We start from the raw sequence: 17,797 nt of genomic DNA, 5'->3' as shown, positions 1-17,797 counted from the left end.
CCTAGACTAAAGTTGCTTGTTCGCTTGGCGTTGTCGCTCCAATTGAACAATCTCAATGACTAACTGCCGTTGCTGCTCGGCATCACCCAATCGTGAGGCCTCCGCCAGTTGATTTTTCTTCTGGCGGAGTTGTTCATCGACGGGCGCTTCATTCATAATCACCGCTAAATAGTCATCGATCTCACGTGGGGTAGCCGCCGCATGAGTGGTTGTTTCTAACTCGATGACTAATTGCTGCAGCCGGTCTTCTTGAATGAAGTCCGTAAACTGCGCGGTTTGATACGTTTGATGCGTTTGGAAATAACCTTGGGCCAAGGTATAAATCACTTGATAATCATCGTGAACGAAGCAAAAGTCAGCAACACTGCTGACTTTCGCCCACACATTTCGATCGTGGAGCAAATGATACAGCAAGTTCCGTTCTGCCCGTTCTAAGCGGGTTAACGGCCGCTGTTGCTGGTAAACCGTTACTGGCGGAGCCACAGGTGCCTTTTCTGGCTCCCGTGGTCGGTCACGCTCGGTTTGCGCTGCTACATCCCGCTGAGTTTGTTTTAACTGTGCCAATAGGGCTGACTTATCAATCTTAAACTCTGTCGCCAATTGATTCAGGTAAAGGTCCAATTCGACCGGTTCTTGCACCTGCGCCAAAAGTGGCATGACCTGATTCACATAATCCAAGCGCTCCGCGTCCGTATCGAGGGCCTTATTGCGCCGCAAAAATCGTAGTTGAAACTTAATTGGCGTCTCTTTGGCGGTGGTCATCATTTGCTTAAAAGCCACATCCCCATGCGCTTGTCGATATTCATCGGGATCTTGACCCTCTGGTAGTTGAATCACACTTAACTGCAAGTGACTGTGCTGATTTAACAGGCCCAAAGCCCGTGAGATGGCCCGTTGACCGGGCTCATCCCCATCATAACAAACATTTAACTTGTCAGTCGTCCGCTCGATTGCGTAAATCTGTTCTGTCGTCAAGCTTGTTCCCATCGAGGCAATCCCGTTACGAACCCCTGCTTGAGTCGCAGAAATAACGTCCATGTATCCTTCAAACAACGTCACTTCACCGGCCTCACGAATAGCGGGACGCGCTAAATCAAAATTAAATAATAAGCGACTCTTATTAAATAATGTGGTTTCAGGGCTGTTCAAGTACTTGGGCTGATTGTCGGCTGGTTGCATCAGCCGCCCAGAAAAGGCCGTAACGTGTCCACTCGCATTGCGTAACGGAAACATCACGCGTTCAGTAAACCGATCCCGTAATTCCCCCTGCGCATTTTCAATAAAGAGTCCCGATTGCCTTAACAGCTGGTAGTCACTGTTACGCTGGTCAAAAAACGGTTTGAGTAGCCGCTGACCTGGCGCAAAACCTAACTGATATGTCTCAATCGTCTCATCAGTTAGTCCCCGTTGATGCAAATAATCTAAAGCGGGCTGCCCCACCTCCGTATTCACCAAAATATGGTGATACAGCTTAGCGGCTTGCTCCTGTAACGCAATCAATTGACTGGTTTTGGAATCTACTGCCGGTCCTTGGGCATCCTGACGGTATTCACTATCAAGGTCCACATGACTAAAATCAGCTACCTTCACCACTGCTTCGGGGAACGTCACGTGTTCTAATTCCATGAGAAACTTGAACACATTACCACCACGACCGCAACTAAAGCAATGGAAGATTTGTTTGTCTTCTGCAACGGAAAATGACGGTGTTCGTTCCTCGTGAAAGGGGCATAACCCAAACAGGTTCTTCCCCGACTTTTTGAGTTGAACATATTGACCGACCACATCCGCAATGTTCGTGGCCGTTCGCACCGTTTCAATCACGTCTTCGGGTATCTTCGCCAAGCCATCACTCCCTTTACCGTGGATCTCATCGCGCCCTTAGCCTTGAAAAGTCGCACCCCGGGAACCCGAAAAGTGCGACTCTTTAATTGGAATTCGTGCGCAAAAATACAAGTTATATGATAGCACATAAATCCCGATTGTCCAATTAAAAGCTCTCGATTTTACTTCACAACCAGTTGATCCAAATCACCCAATGCCAATGCTAGGTCAGCTAACCGACTCAATTCCGCCAAACGGTTATTCCGAACGGCATCATCTTTTGCCATTACCATCGTGGCGTCAAAGTAAGCCGCAATGACTGGTTGGATATCAGCTAAGGCTGTATATAAGGCCGTTAACCCGTCCTTCGCTGCCGTGGCCACTGTTGCGACACCTTGATGTAATTGCCCTTCACTGTCATTTTCAAACAATGCTGGATCAACTGTCGTGGCGGCCACTTCAGCGGGTGCCTTTTGGGCCAAACGAATCACCCGCGTCAAGGATTCAATCACATCCTTAAAGTTGGCATCGTCAGCATGACTCGCCAAAATATCGGCTGCCGTAAAGATCTGTAAGACATCACTACTGCTACCGGCCGTCACGGCATCAATAATATCGTGACGTTGCTTAGCCGAACGGAGAATCTTCCGAATCCGATCCTTGATAAAGTTAACCAGCGCGTCAATTTGTCCAGCTTGATCGAGCTTTGGTGCAACATTGGCCGTCGTCTCGGCTGCAACAAAGGCCTGTGCCAAGTCAGCTACTGGTAAGGACCACTGTTGGTCCTGAGCAATCCGCACAATCCCAGTTGCTTGCCGCCGCAATGCGTAAGGATCATTTGAACCGCTCGGAATCATGCCAGCGGCAAAGAACGTTAAGATACTATCGAATTTATCAGCTAAGGCTAATACGGCACCGGGAACAGACGCTGGTAAAGCACCATCGGCAGAGATTGGCTCGTAATGTTCACGAATCGCTTGAGCCACAGCGGGATCTTCACCTTGAAGTAAGGCGTATTTTTCACCCATGACACCTTGCAATTCAGCAAATTCGCCAACCATTCCGGTAACCAGATCAAATTTATAGATTTCACTGGCCCGCAATACGGCCTTAGTCTGGGCATCGTTTAACCCAACGTGCTTGGCCAAAACCCCAGCAATTGCTTTAACCCGGCTCATCTTCTCAGCCATCGTACTGATCTTATCATGGAAGCTAACAGTCTTCAGCCGGTCAACGTAATCAGCAATCGTCTTCTTCTGATCTTCCGTATAGAAGAACATGGCATCTTCTAGTCGCGCAGTCAGGACCTTTTCGTTTCCTGAAACCACGTTTTGTAAGTCATGATCGTTCCCATTACGGACCGAAATGAACGTTGGCAATAATTGCCCTTGTGCATCCCGTGCATAGAAGAACCGTTGGTGATCACGCATTGAGGTAATCAGAACTTCTTCTGGAATCGTCAAATACTTTTCATCGAAGCTGCCGGCAAAAGCAGTTGGCCACTCTACCAAGTTGTTAACTTCTTCTAACAAGCCCGCATCAACGTTAACCGTCCAACCATGATCGGCGGCCAGCTTGTCAATTTGAGTTTTAATCATCGACTTACGCTTATCCGCATCAGCGATCACAAATTCACTGGTCAAGTCACCTTCGTAGTCAGCGGCCGTTGCAATCGATATGTCTTTACCTAAGAAGCGGTGACCACGGGTATTACGATCCGTTGTCACATCCAAGATACTAAACGGAATGACGTCGGCATCTAACAAGGCTACCAGCCAACGGATTGGTCGAATATATTGGAAATGATGGGTGCTCCACTTCATCATCGTCGGGAAAGTCATGGCCGTGATGACGTCCTTGAGTCCAGCCAAAACGGTAGCCACTGGTTCACCAGCAATAAATTTATCGACGTAAACGTACTCGGTACCCTTAATTTCCTTAAAGGTAATGTCATCGGTGGTCAAACCTTGACCACGAGTAAACCCAATTGCGGCCTTGCTCCAATTACCCTCAGCGTCTTGGGCAATCTTTTTAGCTGGTCCTTTGACGGATTCGCTAATATCGCTTTGCTTGTCGGCAAGTCCCGTAATTAAGACCGCTAAACGCCGGGGCGTTGAGAATGGTTTGATCTCATCATAATCGACGCGTTCTTCTTTTAGGTAATCCGCCGTCCGCTTAACCAACTGCTTAATGGCTGGTGTCACGACGTGTGCGGGCATTTCTTCCAGCCCAATTTCTAGTAAAAATGTGTGTGCCATTATTTGGCCTCCTCATCCGCTAATAATTGTTGGCGTAGCTTTTCATCCTTAACCAGTGGGAAGCCGCGCTTCTTTCGTTCAGCAACGAAAGCCCGCGCAATTGAACGCGCCATATTCCGGATTCGTGATAAGTAGCCGGCCCGTTCAGTCACCGAAACCGCCCCGCGGGCATCCAGCAGGTTAAATGTATGACTGCACTTCAGCACATAGTCATAGGCTGGATGTACCAAACCATTGGCGATTTGCTTTTTGGCTTCATCTTCAAATTCATCGAAATGCCGCAATAACATGTCTTGGTTACTTTCTTCAAAACTATACTTAGAATGTTCGTATTCTGGTTCCTTGAAGATATCACCATACTTGACACCATCGGCCCATTCCAAATCAAAGACGGAGTTAACGTCTTGAATGTATGAGGCCAATCGTTCTAGACCATAAGTCACTTCGGACGTGACGGGGTCAACTTCCATACCCCCAACAACTTGGAAGTAAGTGAACTGGGTGATTTCCATCCCGTCCAACCAAACTTCCCAACCAACACCGGCACAGCCCATGGATGGGTTTTCCCAGTTATCTTCGACGAACCGAATATCATGTTCCAAAGGATCAATGCCCAATTCCTTCAAACTATTCAAGTAAAGCTCTTGAATGTTGTCGGGAGAGGGTTTCATAATTACTTGGAATTGGTGATGTTGGTATAACCGGTTCGGGTTTTCCCCGTAACGGCCATCGGCTGGACGCCGAGAAGGTTCAACGTAAGCGGCGTTCCAGGGTTCTGGACCGATCGCCCGTAAAAATGTGTAAGGACTCATCGTCCCAGCACCTTTTTCTGTATCGTAAGCTTGCATCAGCATGCAGCCCTGAGCGGACCAATACTGTTGTAACTTCAAAATAATTGCTTGCATGGACAGTTTTTCTGTCATAGGTGCAGTTCCTCCTTATTTAACAAATAAGCGCAAAAAAATCCCTACGAGAATTCACCGAGGCAAATTCACGTAGGGACGAAGTTTTAATTTCGCGGTTCCACCCTACTTCTAATCGATCACCGATTAGCAGCTTACTTGGAAACGACTCCGAATGTGCCAACCCACAGCACCAATTATTCGGCTCCCACTCTCCCGAACTCGCTAAGAATCAACACTATGTTTCTCATTCATCATAATCGACTTATTTAACTGAGTTTTATGATAGTCGTTCCCCACAGGGTTGTCAATGGTCAGTCGGTGGTTTTAACCGTGCAGACCACGATTGCATTTGGTCCAAGAAACGCTTGCTCTTGGGATGAACCCCAATCTGGCTGTCATAGATTTCATCCATCAATTGCCGCAAAGCATGTTCAGTCTGCGGTTTGACGTTAATCGTATGCAGCCGATCTAAATCTAAGACCGAGAACTGACGAAGATAGTAGATGGTCCGCTGGCTGACATGCAACCGTCGCGGGTCTAGCGTCCAGTGCGCCTGACATAAAAGACCGCCATAGCTTTCTGAGTAGTCAAAGGGCAAGTCATTACGCCCACAGACGGCACAACCTTGCAATTGTGGCGCCACCCCAAAGGCCGGCATTAATTGAATTTCCATGATATTGGTAACAATCGCGGCATTGACGCCATCATCAATTAACGTCAGTGCCCGTTGCACCCGGTGGTACCAGTCTGGTAGCGGCTGACTATCCGGAAAAGCCGTATCCACCAAGCTCATGATATACGTGGCGTAAGCATTCTTAAAAATATCCGCGCTAATATCTTGAAATTGCCGCGTTTCACGGGCCGTTCGAATGTAGGACAACCCGTCATCCGCAATATCGCCAACGTAGCTACCAACCGTAAACGGCAAGATATCCGCCACCATCTTGAAGCCCCGCTTCTTAGCTCCTCGAACCAAAAACATCTTCTTGCCAAACTCTTGCGTAAAAAACTTGATTAAAAAATCACGTTCAGCATAATCACGTCGAAACAACAGGATGCCGTGAAAATCCGTTACATTTCGTGCCACCCGTCATCCCCACTTTCTTGTCTTACAGATCGTCACGCCGATAGCCGTAAGACTTCAGCAACGTGGATTTGTCCCGCCAGTTGGGCTGAACTTTCACCCACAATTGCAGATAGACTTTGCTACCCAACAGGTGCTCAATATCCTGACGGGCTAATGTGCCGATCTTTTTAAGCATGCTACCGCCTTTACCAATCATGATACCTTTTTGAGTTGGCCGTTCAACGATAATCGTTGCCTCAATGTGCACGTGATCCTCATCTTTTTGCTTCATGCTTTCAATCTCAACGGCAACTGAATGGGGCACCTCTTCACGCGTCAACATAAAAATTTTCTCGCGAATCAGCTCACTCACGACAAACCGTTCGGGATGATCTGTCACTTGATCGGCTGGATAATATTGCGGTCCATTTGGCATTTGTTCAACTAATCCCGTTAACAATTCATCAACGTTGTTACCTTCCAACGCTGAAATTGGGTACACCGCTTTCCAAGGAAGTGCCGTTTGGTATTGCTCCATGACCGGCAATAAATCATCCGGTTTAACTTGATCGATCTTGTTAATTAAGAGATAAACTGGGGCTTTTACGTTCTTTAGCCGATCGATAATAAAGTTGTCACCGGCACCCCGTTTTTCAGCCGCGTTCACCATAAATAGCACCGCGTCAACTTCGTTTAAAGCAGACATGGCTGACTGCACCATATAATCGCCTAGCTTACTCTTCGGCTTATGCACCCCTGGCGTATCAATAAACACAATCTGGGCTTCATCCGTCGTATAAATACCTTGAATCTTGTTACGGGTCGTTTGGGCCGTATTTGACATGATCGCAATCTTTTGGCCAATTACCCGGTTTAAAAACGTTGATTTTCCCACATTGGGCCGACCCACAATGGCCACAAAACCTGATTTGTAATCTGGATTATCCATAATTTCCTCCTAGAACCAGCGGCCTAGCGCTGGTAACATCACGAGCGCCCCAACTATGACCGCAAAAAGAGCCGCCAATAAGACGCCACCTGCGGCCACATCCTTGGCCCGCTTCGCTAACTCATGATACGTTTGACCGACAACTAGGTCTACCACCGCTTCCACAATGGTATTCAATGTCTCCGCAATCAAAACCAAGAAAATGGCCAGCATTAACCACAGCCATTCATTAATCGTTAATTGCAGGATTAAGCCCGCTATCACAGCCAAACTGCCAAACAAGAGGTGCTTGCGAAAATTACGCTCGTAGTGAAAGAGCGCCTGTAACCCTTCTAACGCGTGCCCTAATGATTGGCGAAAAGCACGGTTTTTACCGGTTTGCCGGTGCTTATCGCTTGAGGCCATAAGCATCTAAAATATCGGCTTGCAACTTAAACATGACCTTCTCGTCTTCCGGTTCCATGTGATCATATCCGTTCAAGTGCAAGAAACCGTGGACCACTAAGAAGCCCAGTTCCCGTTCGTAAGAGTGTCCCAAATAGTCAGCCTGTTCGGCCACTTTATCCATCGACACAAAAATATCCCCGATGTTTTCTGGAATTTCGGCTGCCAATTCATCATCCATAACCAACGGAAAATCCGCAGCTTCCTCGTCATCATCCTCAATCGCAAAACTAATGACGTCAGTAGCGCGATCAACTCCCCGGTATTGTTGATTAATCCGATGAATGTCTTCATTGTTCATCAACGTCACGGACATTTCAGTATTGTCCGCTAATTTCAAGTATTTTCCAGCATACTGCAAAACATCTTGAATCAGGTTTACGTGCTCAGCCGGCACGCCATCTTGGGTCTTATCGTAAATCTCTAAATCCATTATTTTTTAGCTCCATTTGGTTTAGTTTCGTTTGCTTCGTAAGCGTTAATGATGCTGGCAACCACTGGATGGCGAACCACATCATCGGCGCTAAAGGTGACAAAGTTAATATGTGCCACGTTTTGTAAGATATGTTGGGCTTGAACCAACCCCGAACGCGTATTGTGCGGCAAATCTATCTGTGAGATATCCCCGTTGACGATCATTTTAGAACCAAAACCTAACCGCGTTAAGAACATTTTCATTTGCATATTCGTGGTGTTTTGGGCTTCGTCTAAGATAACAAAGGCCGATTCCAACGTCCGTCCACGCATATAAGCCAATGGGGCAATTTCAATGACCCCACGATCCATCAATCGCGTCGTATGTTCTGCACCTAAGATGGCGTACAACGCGTCGTAGATTGGTCGGAGATAGGGATCAACTTTTTCTTTCAAATCTCCTGGTAAAAATCCCAAACTTTCACCGGCTTCGACTGCTGGCCGGGTAATAATCAGCTTCTCCACATCGCCGTGCTTTAAAGCAGAGACCGCCATCACTACCGCTAGATAGGTCTTCCCAGTTCCGGCGGGGCCAATGCCAAACGTCACATCGTTGTGTTTAATTGAATCAATATATTGTCGTTGACCAAAGTTCTTCACCCGTACCGGACGACCCTTGGCGTCATTGATTAACGTCTCCGTGTACAGATCCTTGAAATACGTCAAGGTTCCCCGATCGGCCATCTTCATGGCACTGACGACGTCTGCACTGTTGAGTTTGATTCCCTTAGCCAACAAGTCACTCATATTCCGTAGAATATCCAGCGTTTGGTCAACAGCTTCGGCTGCACCGGCGACTTTGATTGAATTACCAAAGGGCTTAACCGTCACATTGAGCCCTTCCTCAAGTAAGGTCACAAATTGATCCTGAACGCCGAGTAAGGCCACTTCATCTTCAGGCCGTTCCAGAATGTATTCTTTTTCAATCGTTGTGTTTTCAGTCAAATACGGTGGCTCCTTTATCGTTATATTTAAAGTTATTGATAGTCAAATTTTAGCATACCACCGGGGATTGTAAAAGCATTCGGCGCGAAAAGCTGACCGAACAAACTAAATCGAGACACTTTGCCTCATAAAGACACCCTATTGACCAGCCCCGACTCATGGACTTTCTCTTTTTCAATCCCACCACTGCAATGAGATTCATATCATTTAAAAACACCACAGCCAGTCAGCCGTGGTGTTTTCGGTTATTGATTTAATTGCGCTTTAACGGTTTGGTTGACGAGATTACCATCAGCCTTCCCCTTAACTTGGGGCATAACAGCACCCATGACCTTGCCAAAGTCACCCATTCCGCTAGCGTTCACCTTAGCAATGCTATCCTTGACAATTTGGGTGATTTCATCGGCACTTAATTGCTTAGGCGCATAGGCCTCAACGATCTTGATCTCGGCTTCAACACCATCAACCAAGTCTTGCCGACCACCCTTTTGAAATTCAGCCAAGGATTCCTTGCGTTGCTTAAGTTCACGCGATACCACGGTTAGTTCTTCGTCTGCCGTTAAATCATGACCCTGCTTAACCTTTTCGTTGGTTAAAGCGGCCTTCATCATCCGGATAACGTTTAACGATAGTTTGTCGTGGGCCTTCATAGCGGTCTTCAAATCTGTATTGAGTTGGCTTTCTAAACTCATGTGTCTTCCTCCTAAAAAATTCAACTTATTATTTAGTCTACACCTTATTTTCCTGAGCGTCAGGTAAAGTTACCTGCCCCATTTGCAAGTGATTATAATATTGTCCCCAGTGTTCCATCGCTTCAATCACGGGTCGCAGCGTTTGACCAAATTCCGTCAACCGATACTCCGTCTTAGGCGGAATCTGCGCATAAATTTGCTTTGTCACAACGTCGTCGGTCACCAATTCTTGTAGTTGACGAGCCAACATCCGCGATGAAATTGTGGGTAACCAGCGTTCAAAATCACTGTAACGGGCAACCTGTTCTTGAAATAGCCGGTACAAAATGACACTTTTCCATTTTCCGGAAATAATCTGTAGGGTACTTTCCACCGGACAACCAGCGACACAGTCGTAAACCTTACGTTGCATGCTCATCTCATTTCCTCTCTTTATCATGAATGCGTTCATCATACGCCGTTTTCCAGCTAAAAACGACCGTTAACCCTCACTTACATCAGTGTTAGTTACTCCCTAAAACTACAGGATTGTTTTTAGCCGTTAATTAGACTACGCTAGCACTATCTTCAGAAATGAAAGGATGATTTTTATGACGATGATGCACGCAATTGGTTTTGACCGCCATTTACCAATCGAAGACAATCACAGTTTCTTTGACGTCACGGTGCCCCGACCGGAACCTACCGGACATGACTTACTGGTCCAGATTATCGCAACTTCGGTTAACCCAGTCGATACTGCCGTTCGCCGGAGCACGTCGGGCATTCTTGATCACCCCAAAGTGATTGGTTGGGATGCTTACGGAATCGTCACGGCAGTCGGAAACGACGTTCGTGACTTTCAATCTGGTGATCGGGTCTTTTACGCTGGATCGTTCAAACGATCCGGTACGGACAGCGACTATCAACTAGTCGACGAACGAATCGTGGGACATGCCCCCACGTCACTCTCACCGGCCGAAATTGCCGCAATGCCGTTAACCTCATTGACGGCCTGGGAAGCACTCTTTGAACAAATGCATCTGGACATTGATCACCCCGCCGACAACGCTGGCCGAACTTTATTGGTGATTAATGGCGCTGGGGGCGTAGGCTCCATTGCCACGCAATTGGCCAAATTAGCCGGACTCACCGTCATCGCTACGGCCTCTCGTCCAGAGACAATTGCCTGGACTAAACAACACGGTGCCGACCATGTTGTCAATCATCGACAAGATGTGGTCGAACAAGTTCACGCACTGGGACTAGACACGGTCGATTATATTTTGGAACTTAGTAATCTCAACCAACATTGGTCCGAAATTGTTGACCTCATTGCCCCCAGCGGGACGATCGTCTCCATTACCGGTAGTAACACTCCCATCGACCTGCGCGCTTTAAAGCAAAAGCGAGCCACCTTTGCTTGGGAATGGATGTATACCAAGTCATTTTATGAAACACCCGACATGCAGAGCCAACACGCCATCTTAGAACGAGTACGGGGTTTGCTAGATGCCGGTCGCTTGCAATCAACGTTGACCAAAACATTGACGCCTATCACTGCAGCTAATCTACGCCAAGCCCATGCTTTGGTCGAATCTAACCGAATGATCGGTAAAGTGGTGCTTACTAATCAGTGATTCACCACAAAAAAACCTCAAGGCCAATGACCTTGAGGTTTTTTCATACTTGCAAAAAGAGCTTAGAAACGCTTCTTCTTGGCTTTACGCTTACGCGCAGCTTCTGATTTTAACTTTTTCTTCACACTTGGTTTTTCGTAAAATTCACGTTTACGGTATTCTTGTAAAGTACCGCTACGGGAAACCGTACGTTTGAAGCGCCGAAGAGCGTCGTCAAAAGACTCGTTTTTGCGAACGACTGTCTTTGCCATATAAAATTCCCTCCCTCCGAGCACAAATAATAACACCGGTTAAACATTGTCCACCGGCGTAACGGTTCTTAACTATTATACATAAACACACAAACCGCGTCAATAACGCAGGCAAATAAAATTTGAACCGTTTTATCTCTCGGGGTAAACTAGAGGAAAAGACCAGAGGAGTTGCTCGCTATGCAACAAATGACTATTTTCGTTATCTCCGATTCTTCCGGAGAGACCGCCCTAACCGTCGCCCAGACGGCCGTTTCACAGTACCCGACCATTCAAGTGAGTTACCAACGTTTCCCGTTCATTCAAACAGATTCAATTCTGGATGGTATTTTAAATTTAGCTAAAAAACAACGGGCGATGATTTTTCACACCTTGGTTAGCCCAAAACTTAGCCAACACGTTCGTGAATTTGCTGCAACGAATCATCTACAGCAGTTTGACTGTATCCAACCGGCCATGGATGTGATGCACCAAGCAACCGGGCTGGAACCCGAGGGTGTCCCTGGACTCGTCCACAATCTCAATGACACATATTTCGACCGAATTGCCGCCATGGAGTTCGCCGTAACCTACGATGATGGTAAAGACCCCACTGGTCTGTTAAAAGCGGATATCGTCATTTTAGGGGTCTCACGGACGTCTAAAACGCCGCTGTCCTTATTCCTAGCCAACCGGAACTTACGGGTTGCTAATCTCCCGCTGTCGCCCAAAACGCAACTCCCAGACGAGTTGTGGCAGGTCGATCCCAAACGGATCTTTGGCCTAACCAATCGGCCGGAAATTCTGCGTAAAATTCGGCAAGAGCGCATGTTATCCTATGGTCTTCCCGCTGACAGTGCTTATTCTGACACTGCCAAAATTACAGAAGAATTAGCCTACGCGCAAAGATTGTATAAAAAGATTGGCTGTTTGGTTATTGACGTATCTAACAAATCAATTGAGGAAACCGCTACGCTCATTATGGAAAGTGTCGATTACGACCTCATTCCCCACTCCTTACAAGACTAATTGGTTTCAATACATTAGCAGGCAGTATCAAATAAGCACGACTTTCAAACTGGCAGTTTGCCTTGAAAGTCGTGCTTATTTTAATTAACAATCGCTTTTAACGTTGAAGATAAGCGTCAACCGGAACCCCCGCCAAAACATCTGCTTCCAGGTCTGGGTTAAACTGTTGATGCTTGAGCATTGCTACTTCATAGCCATGCGGATTCACACCGTGCTTACGGTCTGGGCCGATAACTGGCGTTTCCATAATTTTCGGTACCGTTGTTAACTGAGGATGATGGGCCGCTGCATTCAAAACGTCAAAACCTAACGTCCCTAAGCCAATATTGGTATGCCGATCCTTGTGACTGCCCTGTGGATTCTTGGAATCATTCAAATGTACCACTTTCAGGCGATCTAGTCCGATTACATGATCGAACTCATTGAGCACCCCATCAAAATCTGTGGCAATCGCATACCCCGCATCACTCGTGTGACAGGTATCAAAACAGACTGACAGTTGATCGTTATGGGGAGTGGCATCAATAATCGCTGCCAACTCTTCAAACGACCGGCCAACTTCAGTCCCCTTACCCGCCATCGTCTCTAGTGCAATCTGGACTGGCGACTCGGCCGCCGTCAAAATAGTATCCAGTCCCTGAGCAATCTGGGCAATTGCCGCCGGTGCCCCGGCGCCAACATGGGCACCGGGATGAAGAACAATTTGCTTAGCGCCCAATGCCGCTGCCCGTTGGACCTCAGCCGTCAAGAATGAAATGGCAAATTGAAAATTGGCCGGTTTTGCCGTATTACCTAAATTCACCACGTAAGGCGCATGGACCACAATTTCTCGCTGTTCATGGGCCGCCATGAAAGTCTTAGCCGCGGGAATGTTTAGGTCTTCAATTGACTTACGCCGTGTATTTTGTGGTGCACCGGTATAAATCATGAAGACATTCTCACCGTACTGAGCAGCCTCTTGGGCCGACCCCAGCAGCATCTCTTTCCCTTTCATACTCACATGCGACCCAATTAAAAATGGTGTCATTTTATCTCATCCTTTCCGTGCAACATGACCTGAACAACCTGACGGCTAGCCGTTCCATCTTCCCATGAGCAAAATTTCTCATAAAAAGCGGCCTGCCGTGCTTGGTAGTCGTGAAAGGCCCCGTCTTGGCGCCAACGATCTAACTGCGCATAAAAAGCACTCGCCGTCGTCACCAATGGACCCGGAATTTCTTGTTCATAGTCAAAGTAAAAACCACGTAATTGATCCCGATAATGGGCCAAATCATACGCAAAAAATAGTTGCGGTCGCTGCAAATTCGCAAAGTCAAACATCACCGACGAGTAATCGGTAATTAATAAGTCAGAAATCAAATACAAGTCCGTAATGTCTGTCTCGGCCAACACGTGGACCCGCTCTTCAAACCCGTGAATATCAATGGCGTCCTTCACTAAATAGTGCGGTCGAATGATTAACTGCGTATTCGCAGGAACATGCTGGAAGAATTCCGCCAAATCAAACGGCAGATCAAACTGATAAACGCCGGGTCGAACTGCCATATCATCACGCCAGGTCGGCGCGTAAGTCACCACGGGACCCTTAGTTGATCCCAAAAGTTGCTGTTTCAAATCCGTAATCTCAGCCGGCAGCGTCGTATATAACCGATCGTTACGGGGATATCCAACCGATAAGAATTGATGATGGAATCCAAACGCTGACTTAAAAATCGTCTGCGAGTATTGGTTAGGGGCAATTAAATATTGCCAACGACTAGCCGCCGTCTTAAACTCTTGATGATACGCCGCCGTCGTGGTTCCGGGAATCGCCACATGTTCAATGTCTGCTCCCAGTTTTTTAAGTGGCGTCCCGTGCCACGTTTGAATCACCGTTGTTCGCCGGTTCTGATGCCACCAATTTGGCAGTCGTGAGTTGAGTACCCAAAATTCAGCCCGTGCCATCAGCCACACCCAGCGTGGTGTGAACCGTTTGACCAGTTGAATCTGGGGATATTTTTTATGTAGCGCGGCAAATTCACGTGGTTTGACACTAAAATAAGCCGTTGTCCGGTATTCCGGCGCTGTAGCCACTAATTCACGATAAATTGCGGCTGGATTATCATTAACATCCTTGCCATTAAAGCTTTCAAAAACGACTTGTCGCTGTTTGATCGGTAAACAAATAAGCCCATCGTTCATCACGATGAGCCCATAGCGAGCAACCAGCTTCAATGACCGAATGATTCGTTGCAAACCGTTAGCCATTTGACGTTGCTCCTTTCAATTAAATTAAATCAACAAAACGTGAACGGAACTTGTAGTGCAAGTGAGACCCCACCAGCAAAACAAAGAACACAAATAACCAGAATTCCAAGGTCAGCATTGGATGTTGCCAGAACCAGCCACTCCCAATGAAGGATTCCCGAAAACCATTAACAATGTAATAATACGGGTTCAATTCCAACAAATGCACAAATGGTGCGGGGAATGACGTTGTGACAAAGTTAAACAGCACGCCAGAAACGTAAAATAACATCCGCATCACAGACTGTAAGAGGATATGGTAATCTCGCACGAGCACACTGATACAGGAGTTTAAGACCCCTAAAGCGACTAACAAGCAAATCATAGCGAAGAAATAGTAAATCCATTGCAACCACGCTACCTTAGGATAAACGCCATTCAATAGACCAATGAAGATGGAAAAAACCATCATTGTCCAAAAGGAGCTAAGATTGCTGACGACTTTAATCGTGGGCAAAGCGGATACTGGGAACTTCATCTTAGCCACCATATTGACCCGCTGATAGATACTCTTAGATGCATCCAGCGTGGCCCGGTTCATGAAGAACCACGGGGTAATCCCAATCACCATCCACGGGAGGTAGCTAACGCCATTCAACGGTTGACCGTGTTTTAAACCCACACCGAAGACTAACCAGTAAATCCCAATTTGAATCAATGGATATAAGTATTCCCACGCTAAACCTAAATAATGACTCTGATAACTCGCTTGGTCCTCATATCGAGAAATCCGAAAAATAATTCCCAAGCTTGAAATTTGCTCTTTAAATAAGGTCATGACCTCTTTCAAGGCACTGCACTCCTTTAATTAATTGGTTAACAATGCGACATACCGGTCAATCACCCGCTGGGTGGCTTGCCCGTCATTAGCACTGTTCCAATGTTGATTGAATTTGGTGAAATCTGTCGCGGTATCCGCGTGAATCGCAGCAGCCAGTTCAGCAGCCGTTTGTAAAGCTGGACTCGGCAACCACTCGAATAAGTCGGCCTGAACACCTGGATCTTGCGTGTAGGCCGGCAAATCAAACAAGTAAAACAACAAGCTGTGTGCATTGGACAATAAGCTATAGTCAAACGCAACTGACGAGTAATCCGTAATCAGAGTTTCCGTAACGGTTAACAGTTCAGTGGTACTCAGGTGTTGGGCAACCACCACCTGAGTACCCAGTTCTTGTTGGAGCCTAGCTGTTTGATCTGCCAGTGCCGGATGCAACTTAACAATAACCTTCGCAGCTGGGTCTTGCTGTAAGGCTGTTACGAGACCTTCCGGTGGTCTGAAGGTGACGCCATCCCGATACGTGGGTGCATACAAGATCACCCGCTGGTCTTGTAATTCCGGTGCTAAGCGATACACCCGCTGGCGAGTTTTCGCCAACCAAGTAGTGTTAACTAACCGATCGGATCGAGGATAGCCCAAAATCTGCATCCGCTCAAAAGGGACGCGATAACTATTGGCAAACACCTGGCCCATTGCTGATGACCCCACCACGTAGTCATCAAATTGGTTATAAACTGCTTGAAAACGGCGCCGGTCGCTCTTAGGGCGCCGACTCGTTGTCGGATCATCCCAGCCAAACCGTTTAATTGCTCCCGCAGCATGCCACATTTGCACAATTCGCATATTTTTCGGGTGCCACAACCCGCCCAGAAAGGCATAATAATTATCACAAAACAAGAGACGTGCTTGCATCAGGCTGGGAATCCCCCGCCAAACGAAGTGCAGATCATCTCGAAAGACACATGTGGTAATCCCAGCGGCGGCCAAGTGGGTGGCTGCCGCTTCATGCTCTGGTCGGTAAAACACAAGTAAATCAACATCGGCGGGTAAAGCTGCTGCCAATGCTTTGATGAATGGCAAGTTATCACTAAAACTCAGTAAATAAACCACTTTATTTCGGTGACGCCTTGCACACAGTAGCGACATTAGTCGTACTAACCACAAATAAATCTCTTTCACGTTAATCACCAATATCACTAAATTTCGCTGCCCATAACATCGAGAATTATACCACATCTCCCGAGATAACCTAGCGAAATTTAAGAACCTTTAACATTCCACCATAAAATTCATAATGTTGGGCCTATTTATAAAAAAGTGGCGGGCAATTAGCGCCCAACCACTTTTGACTTACCATTTCGGTTCATAGAAATGTCCCAACACTTTTACCGTATCTGAGATACTAACAAAGGCCTTAGGATCTGATTCCTCCATAGCCGTTTCTAACGCATCCATTTCATACCGGGTAATCACCGTAAATAGGATCGTCTTTTCATCATGTCGGTAAGCCCCTTCGGCCCCATGAACGATCGTGATGCCTCGCCGCATGTGATTTTGAATACTGTCAATCACCGTCTTAGGCCGGTCCGTAATCACCATGACCTGCATGCGCTGTTGCCGCGTAAACGTAATGTCCATGACTTTAGCATTCACGTAAAGCCCTAATGCTGAATACAGCGCGTAAGGCCACCCGTAAACAAACCCGGCACTAATCACGATCAAACTGTTAAATGCGATGTTAATGGTACCGATGCTGCGCCCAGTCTTACGACGAACGACGATCCCAATAATATCTAACCCACCGGTCGAAATCCCGTTCTTTAAAGCAAAGCCGGTCCCGAATCCATTGACGGCTCCCCCAAAGATGGCACAGATAATGGGATCATTGGTTAAGTGAATCGGCTGAATCCAGCGAATCATCACCGACGCAAACAAGACACAGATAAAGGTAAAAATGGTAAAGGATTTCCCAATTTGTTTCCAAGCCAAGAAAAACATGGGAATGTTAATCAGAAACAGCCCTAAACCCGTTCCAATGTGAAAGACTCCTAGACCACCCGTTAAGGTGTTCACCAACTGCGCTAACCCGGTCACACCGGACGAATAAATATGTCCGGGTGTCCAGAAAAAATTCACCGCGATTGACACCAAGACACCGTAAAAAAAGGCAACGGAAATCTTTGCCGTATAGGTATGCCGTTTGAACAACTGCTGCACATCATCCATGATTTAAAAACCGACCTCACTTATCTCGTTTCTTCTCATCTTTTATACTATGCTCGGCTTAGTATAGCATTT

At 46.9% G+C, this 17,797-nt stretch carries 18 protein-coding genes; 2 read left to right on the top strand and 16 right to left on the bottom strand.

Going from position 1 to position 17,797, the window contains the following annotated elements:
• Positions 1–6: 6 nt before the first annotated feature.
• The 10 genes from dnaG to FC61_RS01655 all read right to left on the bottom strand — a co-directional run bounded on the left by dnaG (position 7) and on the right by FC61_RS01655 (position 9,969).
• Complete coding sequence (gene dnaG, locus FC61_RS01700; protein WP_021741032.1) at positions 7–1,845, bottom strand: DNA primase; 1,839 nt, start codon at positions 1,843–1,845, stop codon at positions 7–9.
• A 161-nt stretch (positions 1,846–2,006) separates the two neighbouring features.
• On the bottom strand, positions 2,007–4,082 hold the full coding sequence (gene glyS / locus FC61_RS01695) for a glycine--tRNA ligase subunit beta (RefSeq protein ID WP_021741033.1): 2,076 nt from the start codon (positions 4,080–4,082) through the stop codon (positions 2,007–2,009).
• Positions 4,082–5,005, bottom strand: coding sequence for a glycine--tRNA ligase subunit alpha (gene glyQ / locus FC61_RS01690; protein ID WP_011667527.1), 924 nt, complete (start codon positions 5,003–5,005; stop codon positions 4,082–4,084). Before glyQ ends, glyS begins: the two co-directional genes overlap by 1 nt.
• Before the next feature lie 286 nt (positions 5,006–5,291).
• Positions 5,292–6,074: a DNA repair protein RecO gene (gene recO / locus FC61_RS01685; protein WP_021741034.1), complete on the bottom strand. Its 783-nt coding sequence runs from the start codon at positions 6,072–6,074 to the stop codon at positions 5,292–5,294.
• A 22-nt stretch (positions 6,075–6,096) separates the two neighbouring features.
• Positions 6,097–7,002, bottom strand: a complete 906-nt coding sequence (gene era, locus FC61_RS01680; RefSeq protein ID WP_011667525.1) for a GTPase Era — start codon at positions 7,000–7,002, stop codon at positions 6,097–6,099.
• A gap of 9 nt (positions 7,003–7,011) precedes the next feature.
• Positions 7,012–7,413 carry a diacylglycerol kinase family protein gene (locus tag FC61_RS01675; protein ID WP_011667524.1) on the bottom strand — a complete coding sequence of 134 codons (402 nt, stop codon included), beginning with the start codon at positions 7,411–7,413 and terminating at the stop codon, positions 7,012–7,014.
• Entirely contained in the window at positions 7,391–7,879 is a 489-nt protein-coding gene (gene ybeY / locus FC61_RS01670) for an rRNA maturation RNase YbeY (protein WP_011667523.1), read from the bottom strand. Before ybeY ends, FC61_RS01675 begins: the two co-directional genes overlap by 23 nt.
• A complete protein-coding gene (locus tag FC61_RS01665; protein WP_021741036.1) occupies positions 7,879–8,865 on the bottom strand; it encodes a PhoH family protein in 987 nt (328 codons plus the stop codon). The genes ybeY and FC61_RS01665 overlap by 1 nt, the downstream gene beginning before the upstream one ends.
• A 245-nt stretch (positions 8,866–9,110) precedes the next feature.
• The gene (locus FC61_RS01660) at positions 9,111–9,557 is read right to left on the bottom strand and encodes a GatB/YqeY domain-containing protein (protein ID WP_011667521.1); all 447 of its coding nucleotides are present in this window, start codon (positions 9,555–9,557) and stop codon (positions 9,111–9,113) included.
• 37 nt (positions 9,558–9,594) lie between these two features.
• A complete protein-coding gene (locus FC61_RS01655) occupies positions 9,595–9,969 on the bottom strand; it encodes a winged helix-turn-helix transcriptional regulator (protein ID WP_035464135.1) in 375 nt (124 codons plus the stop codon).
• A gap of 187 nt (positions 9,970–10,156) precedes the next feature.
• Here FC61_RS01655 and FC61_RS01650 point away from each other — a divergent pair, with 187 nt between their 5' ends.
• The gene (locus FC61_RS01650) at positions 10,157–11,176 is read left to right on the top strand and encodes a zinc-binding alcohol dehydrogenase family protein (protein WP_035464137.1); all 1,020 of its coding nucleotides are present in this window, start codon (positions 10,157–10,159) and stop codon (positions 11,174–11,176) included.
• 62 nt (positions 11,177–11,238) lie between these two features.
• Here the strand turns inward: FC61_RS01650 and rpsU are convergent, their stop codons facing one another.
• Positions 11,239–11,427 (bottom strand): 30S ribosomal protein S21, encoded by a 189-nt coding sequence (gene rpsU / locus FC61_RS01645; protein ID WP_011667518.1) that lies wholly within the window; start codon positions 11,425–11,427, stop codon positions 11,239–11,241.
• Between the two features lie 180 nt (positions 11,428–11,607).
• Between rpsU and FC61_RS01640 the strand changes: the two genes are divergently transcribed.
• Positions 11,608–12,435 (top strand): pyruvate, water dikinase regulatory protein, encoded by an 828-nt coding sequence (locus tag FC61_RS01640; protein ID WP_042516739.1) that lies wholly within the window; start codon positions 11,608–11,610, stop codon positions 12,433–12,435.
• Between the two features lie 97 nt (positions 12,436–12,532).
• On the opposite strand, the gene FC61_RS01635 is transcribed toward FC61_RS01640, so the two are convergent.
• From FC61_RS01635 to FC61_RS01615, 5 genes are all read right to left on the bottom strand, one after another.
• The gene (locus tag FC61_RS01635; RefSeq protein WP_021741041.1) at positions 12,533–13,462 is read right to left on the bottom strand and encodes a deoxyribonuclease IV; all 930 of its coding nucleotides are present in this window, start codon (positions 13,460–13,462) and stop codon (positions 12,533–12,535) included.
• Complete coding sequence (locus tag FC61_RS01630; protein WP_021741042.1) at positions 13,459–14,682, bottom strand: CDP-glycerol glycerophosphotransferase family protein; 1,224 nt, start codon at positions 14,680–14,682, stop codon at positions 13,459–13,461. Before FC61_RS01630 ends, FC61_RS01635 begins: the two co-directional genes overlap by 4 nt.
• Positions 14,683–14,701: 19 nt before the next feature.
• Positions 14,702–15,511, bottom strand: coding sequence for an ABC transporter permease (locus FC61_RS01625; RefSeq protein ID WP_011667514.1), 810 nt, complete (start codon positions 15,509–15,511; stop codon positions 14,702–14,704).
• Positions 15,512–15,529: 18 nt separating this feature from the next.
• Positions 15,530–16,735 (bottom strand): CDP-glycerol glycerophosphotransferase family protein, encoded by a 1,206-nt coding sequence (locus FC61_RS01620; protein WP_080774888.1) that lies wholly within the window; start codon positions 16,733–16,735, stop codon positions 15,530–15,532.
• Between the two features lie 114 nt (positions 16,736–16,849).
• Positions 16,850–17,725: a YitT family protein gene (locus FC61_RS01615; RefSeq protein WP_021741046.1), complete on the bottom strand. Its 876-nt coding sequence runs from the start codon at positions 17,723–17,725 to the stop codon at positions 16,850–16,852.
• Positions 17,726–17,797: the final 72 nt, after the last annotated feature.

Origin of the sequence: Levilactobacillus brevis ATCC 14869 = DSM 20054 (assembly GCF_001433855.1) — a bacterium.
Lineage (GTDB): Bacteria > Bacillota > Bacilli > Lactobacillales > Lactobacillaceae > Levilactobacillus > Levilactobacillus brevis.
Note: the sequence above shows the minus strand (reverse complement) of the source record. Positions and strands in the feature narration are given on the sequence as shown.

What these genes read in the sequence shown, in the direction of transcription:
- glyS (WP_021741033.1), bottom strand. Translation starts at nt 4,082, where the DNA reads ATGGCACACACATTTTTACTAGAAATTGGGCTGGAAGAAATGCCCGCA.
- glyQ (WP_011667527.1), bottom strand. Translation starts at nt 5,005, where the DNA reads ATGACAGAAAAACTGTCCATGCAAGCAATTATTTTGAAGTTACAACAG.
- era (WP_011667525.1), bottom strand. Translation starts at nt 7,002, where the DNA reads ATGGATAATCCAGATTACAAATCAGGTTTTGTGGCCATTGTGGGTCGG.
- FC61_RS01675 (WP_011667524.1), bottom strand. Translation starts at nt 7,413, where the DNA reads ATGCTTATGGCCTCAAGCGATAAGCACCGGCAAACCGGTAAAAACCGT.
- ybeY (WP_011667523.1), bottom strand. Translation starts at nt 7,879, where the DNA reads ATGGATTTAGAGATTTACGATAAGACCCAAGATGGCGTGCCGGCTGAG.
- FC61_RS01660 (WP_011667521.1), bottom strand. Translation starts at nt 9,557, where the DNA reads ATGAGTTTAGAAAGCCAACTCAATACAGATTTGAAGACCGCTATGAAG.
- FC61_RS01655 (WP_035464135.1), bottom strand. Translation starts at nt 9,969, where the DNA reads ATGCAACGTAAGGTTTACGACTGTGTCGCTGGTTGTCCGGTGGAAAGT.
- FC61_RS01650 (WP_035464137.1), top strand. Translation starts at nt 10,157, where the DNA reads ATGCACGCAATTGGTTTTGACCGCCATTTACCAATCGAAGACAATCAC.
- rpsU (WP_011667518.1), bottom strand. Translation starts at nt 11,427, where the DNA reads ATGGCAAAGACAGTCGTTCGCAAAAACGAGTCTTTTGACGACGCTCTT.
- FC61_RS01640 (WP_042516739.1), top strand. Translation starts at nt 11,608, where the DNA reads ATGCAACAAATGACTATTTTCGTTATCTCCGATTCTTCCGGAGAGACC.
- FC61_RS01635 (WP_021741041.1), bottom strand. Translation starts at nt 13,462, where the DNA reads ATGACACCATTTTTAATTGGGTCGCATGTGAGTATGAAAGGGAAAGAG.
- FC61_RS01630 (WP_021741042.1), bottom strand. Translation starts at nt 14,682, where the DNA reads ATGGCTAACGGTTTGCAACGAATCATTCGGTCATTGAAGCTGGTTGCT.
- FC61_RS01620 (WP_080774888.1), bottom strand. Translation starts at nt 16,735, where the DNA reads ATGTGGTATAATTCTCGATGTTATGGGCAGCGAAATTTAGTGATATTG.
- FC61_RS01615 (WP_021741046.1), bottom strand. Translation starts at nt 17,725, where the DNA reads ATGGATGATGTGCAGCAGTTGTTCAAACGGCATACCTATACGGCAAAG.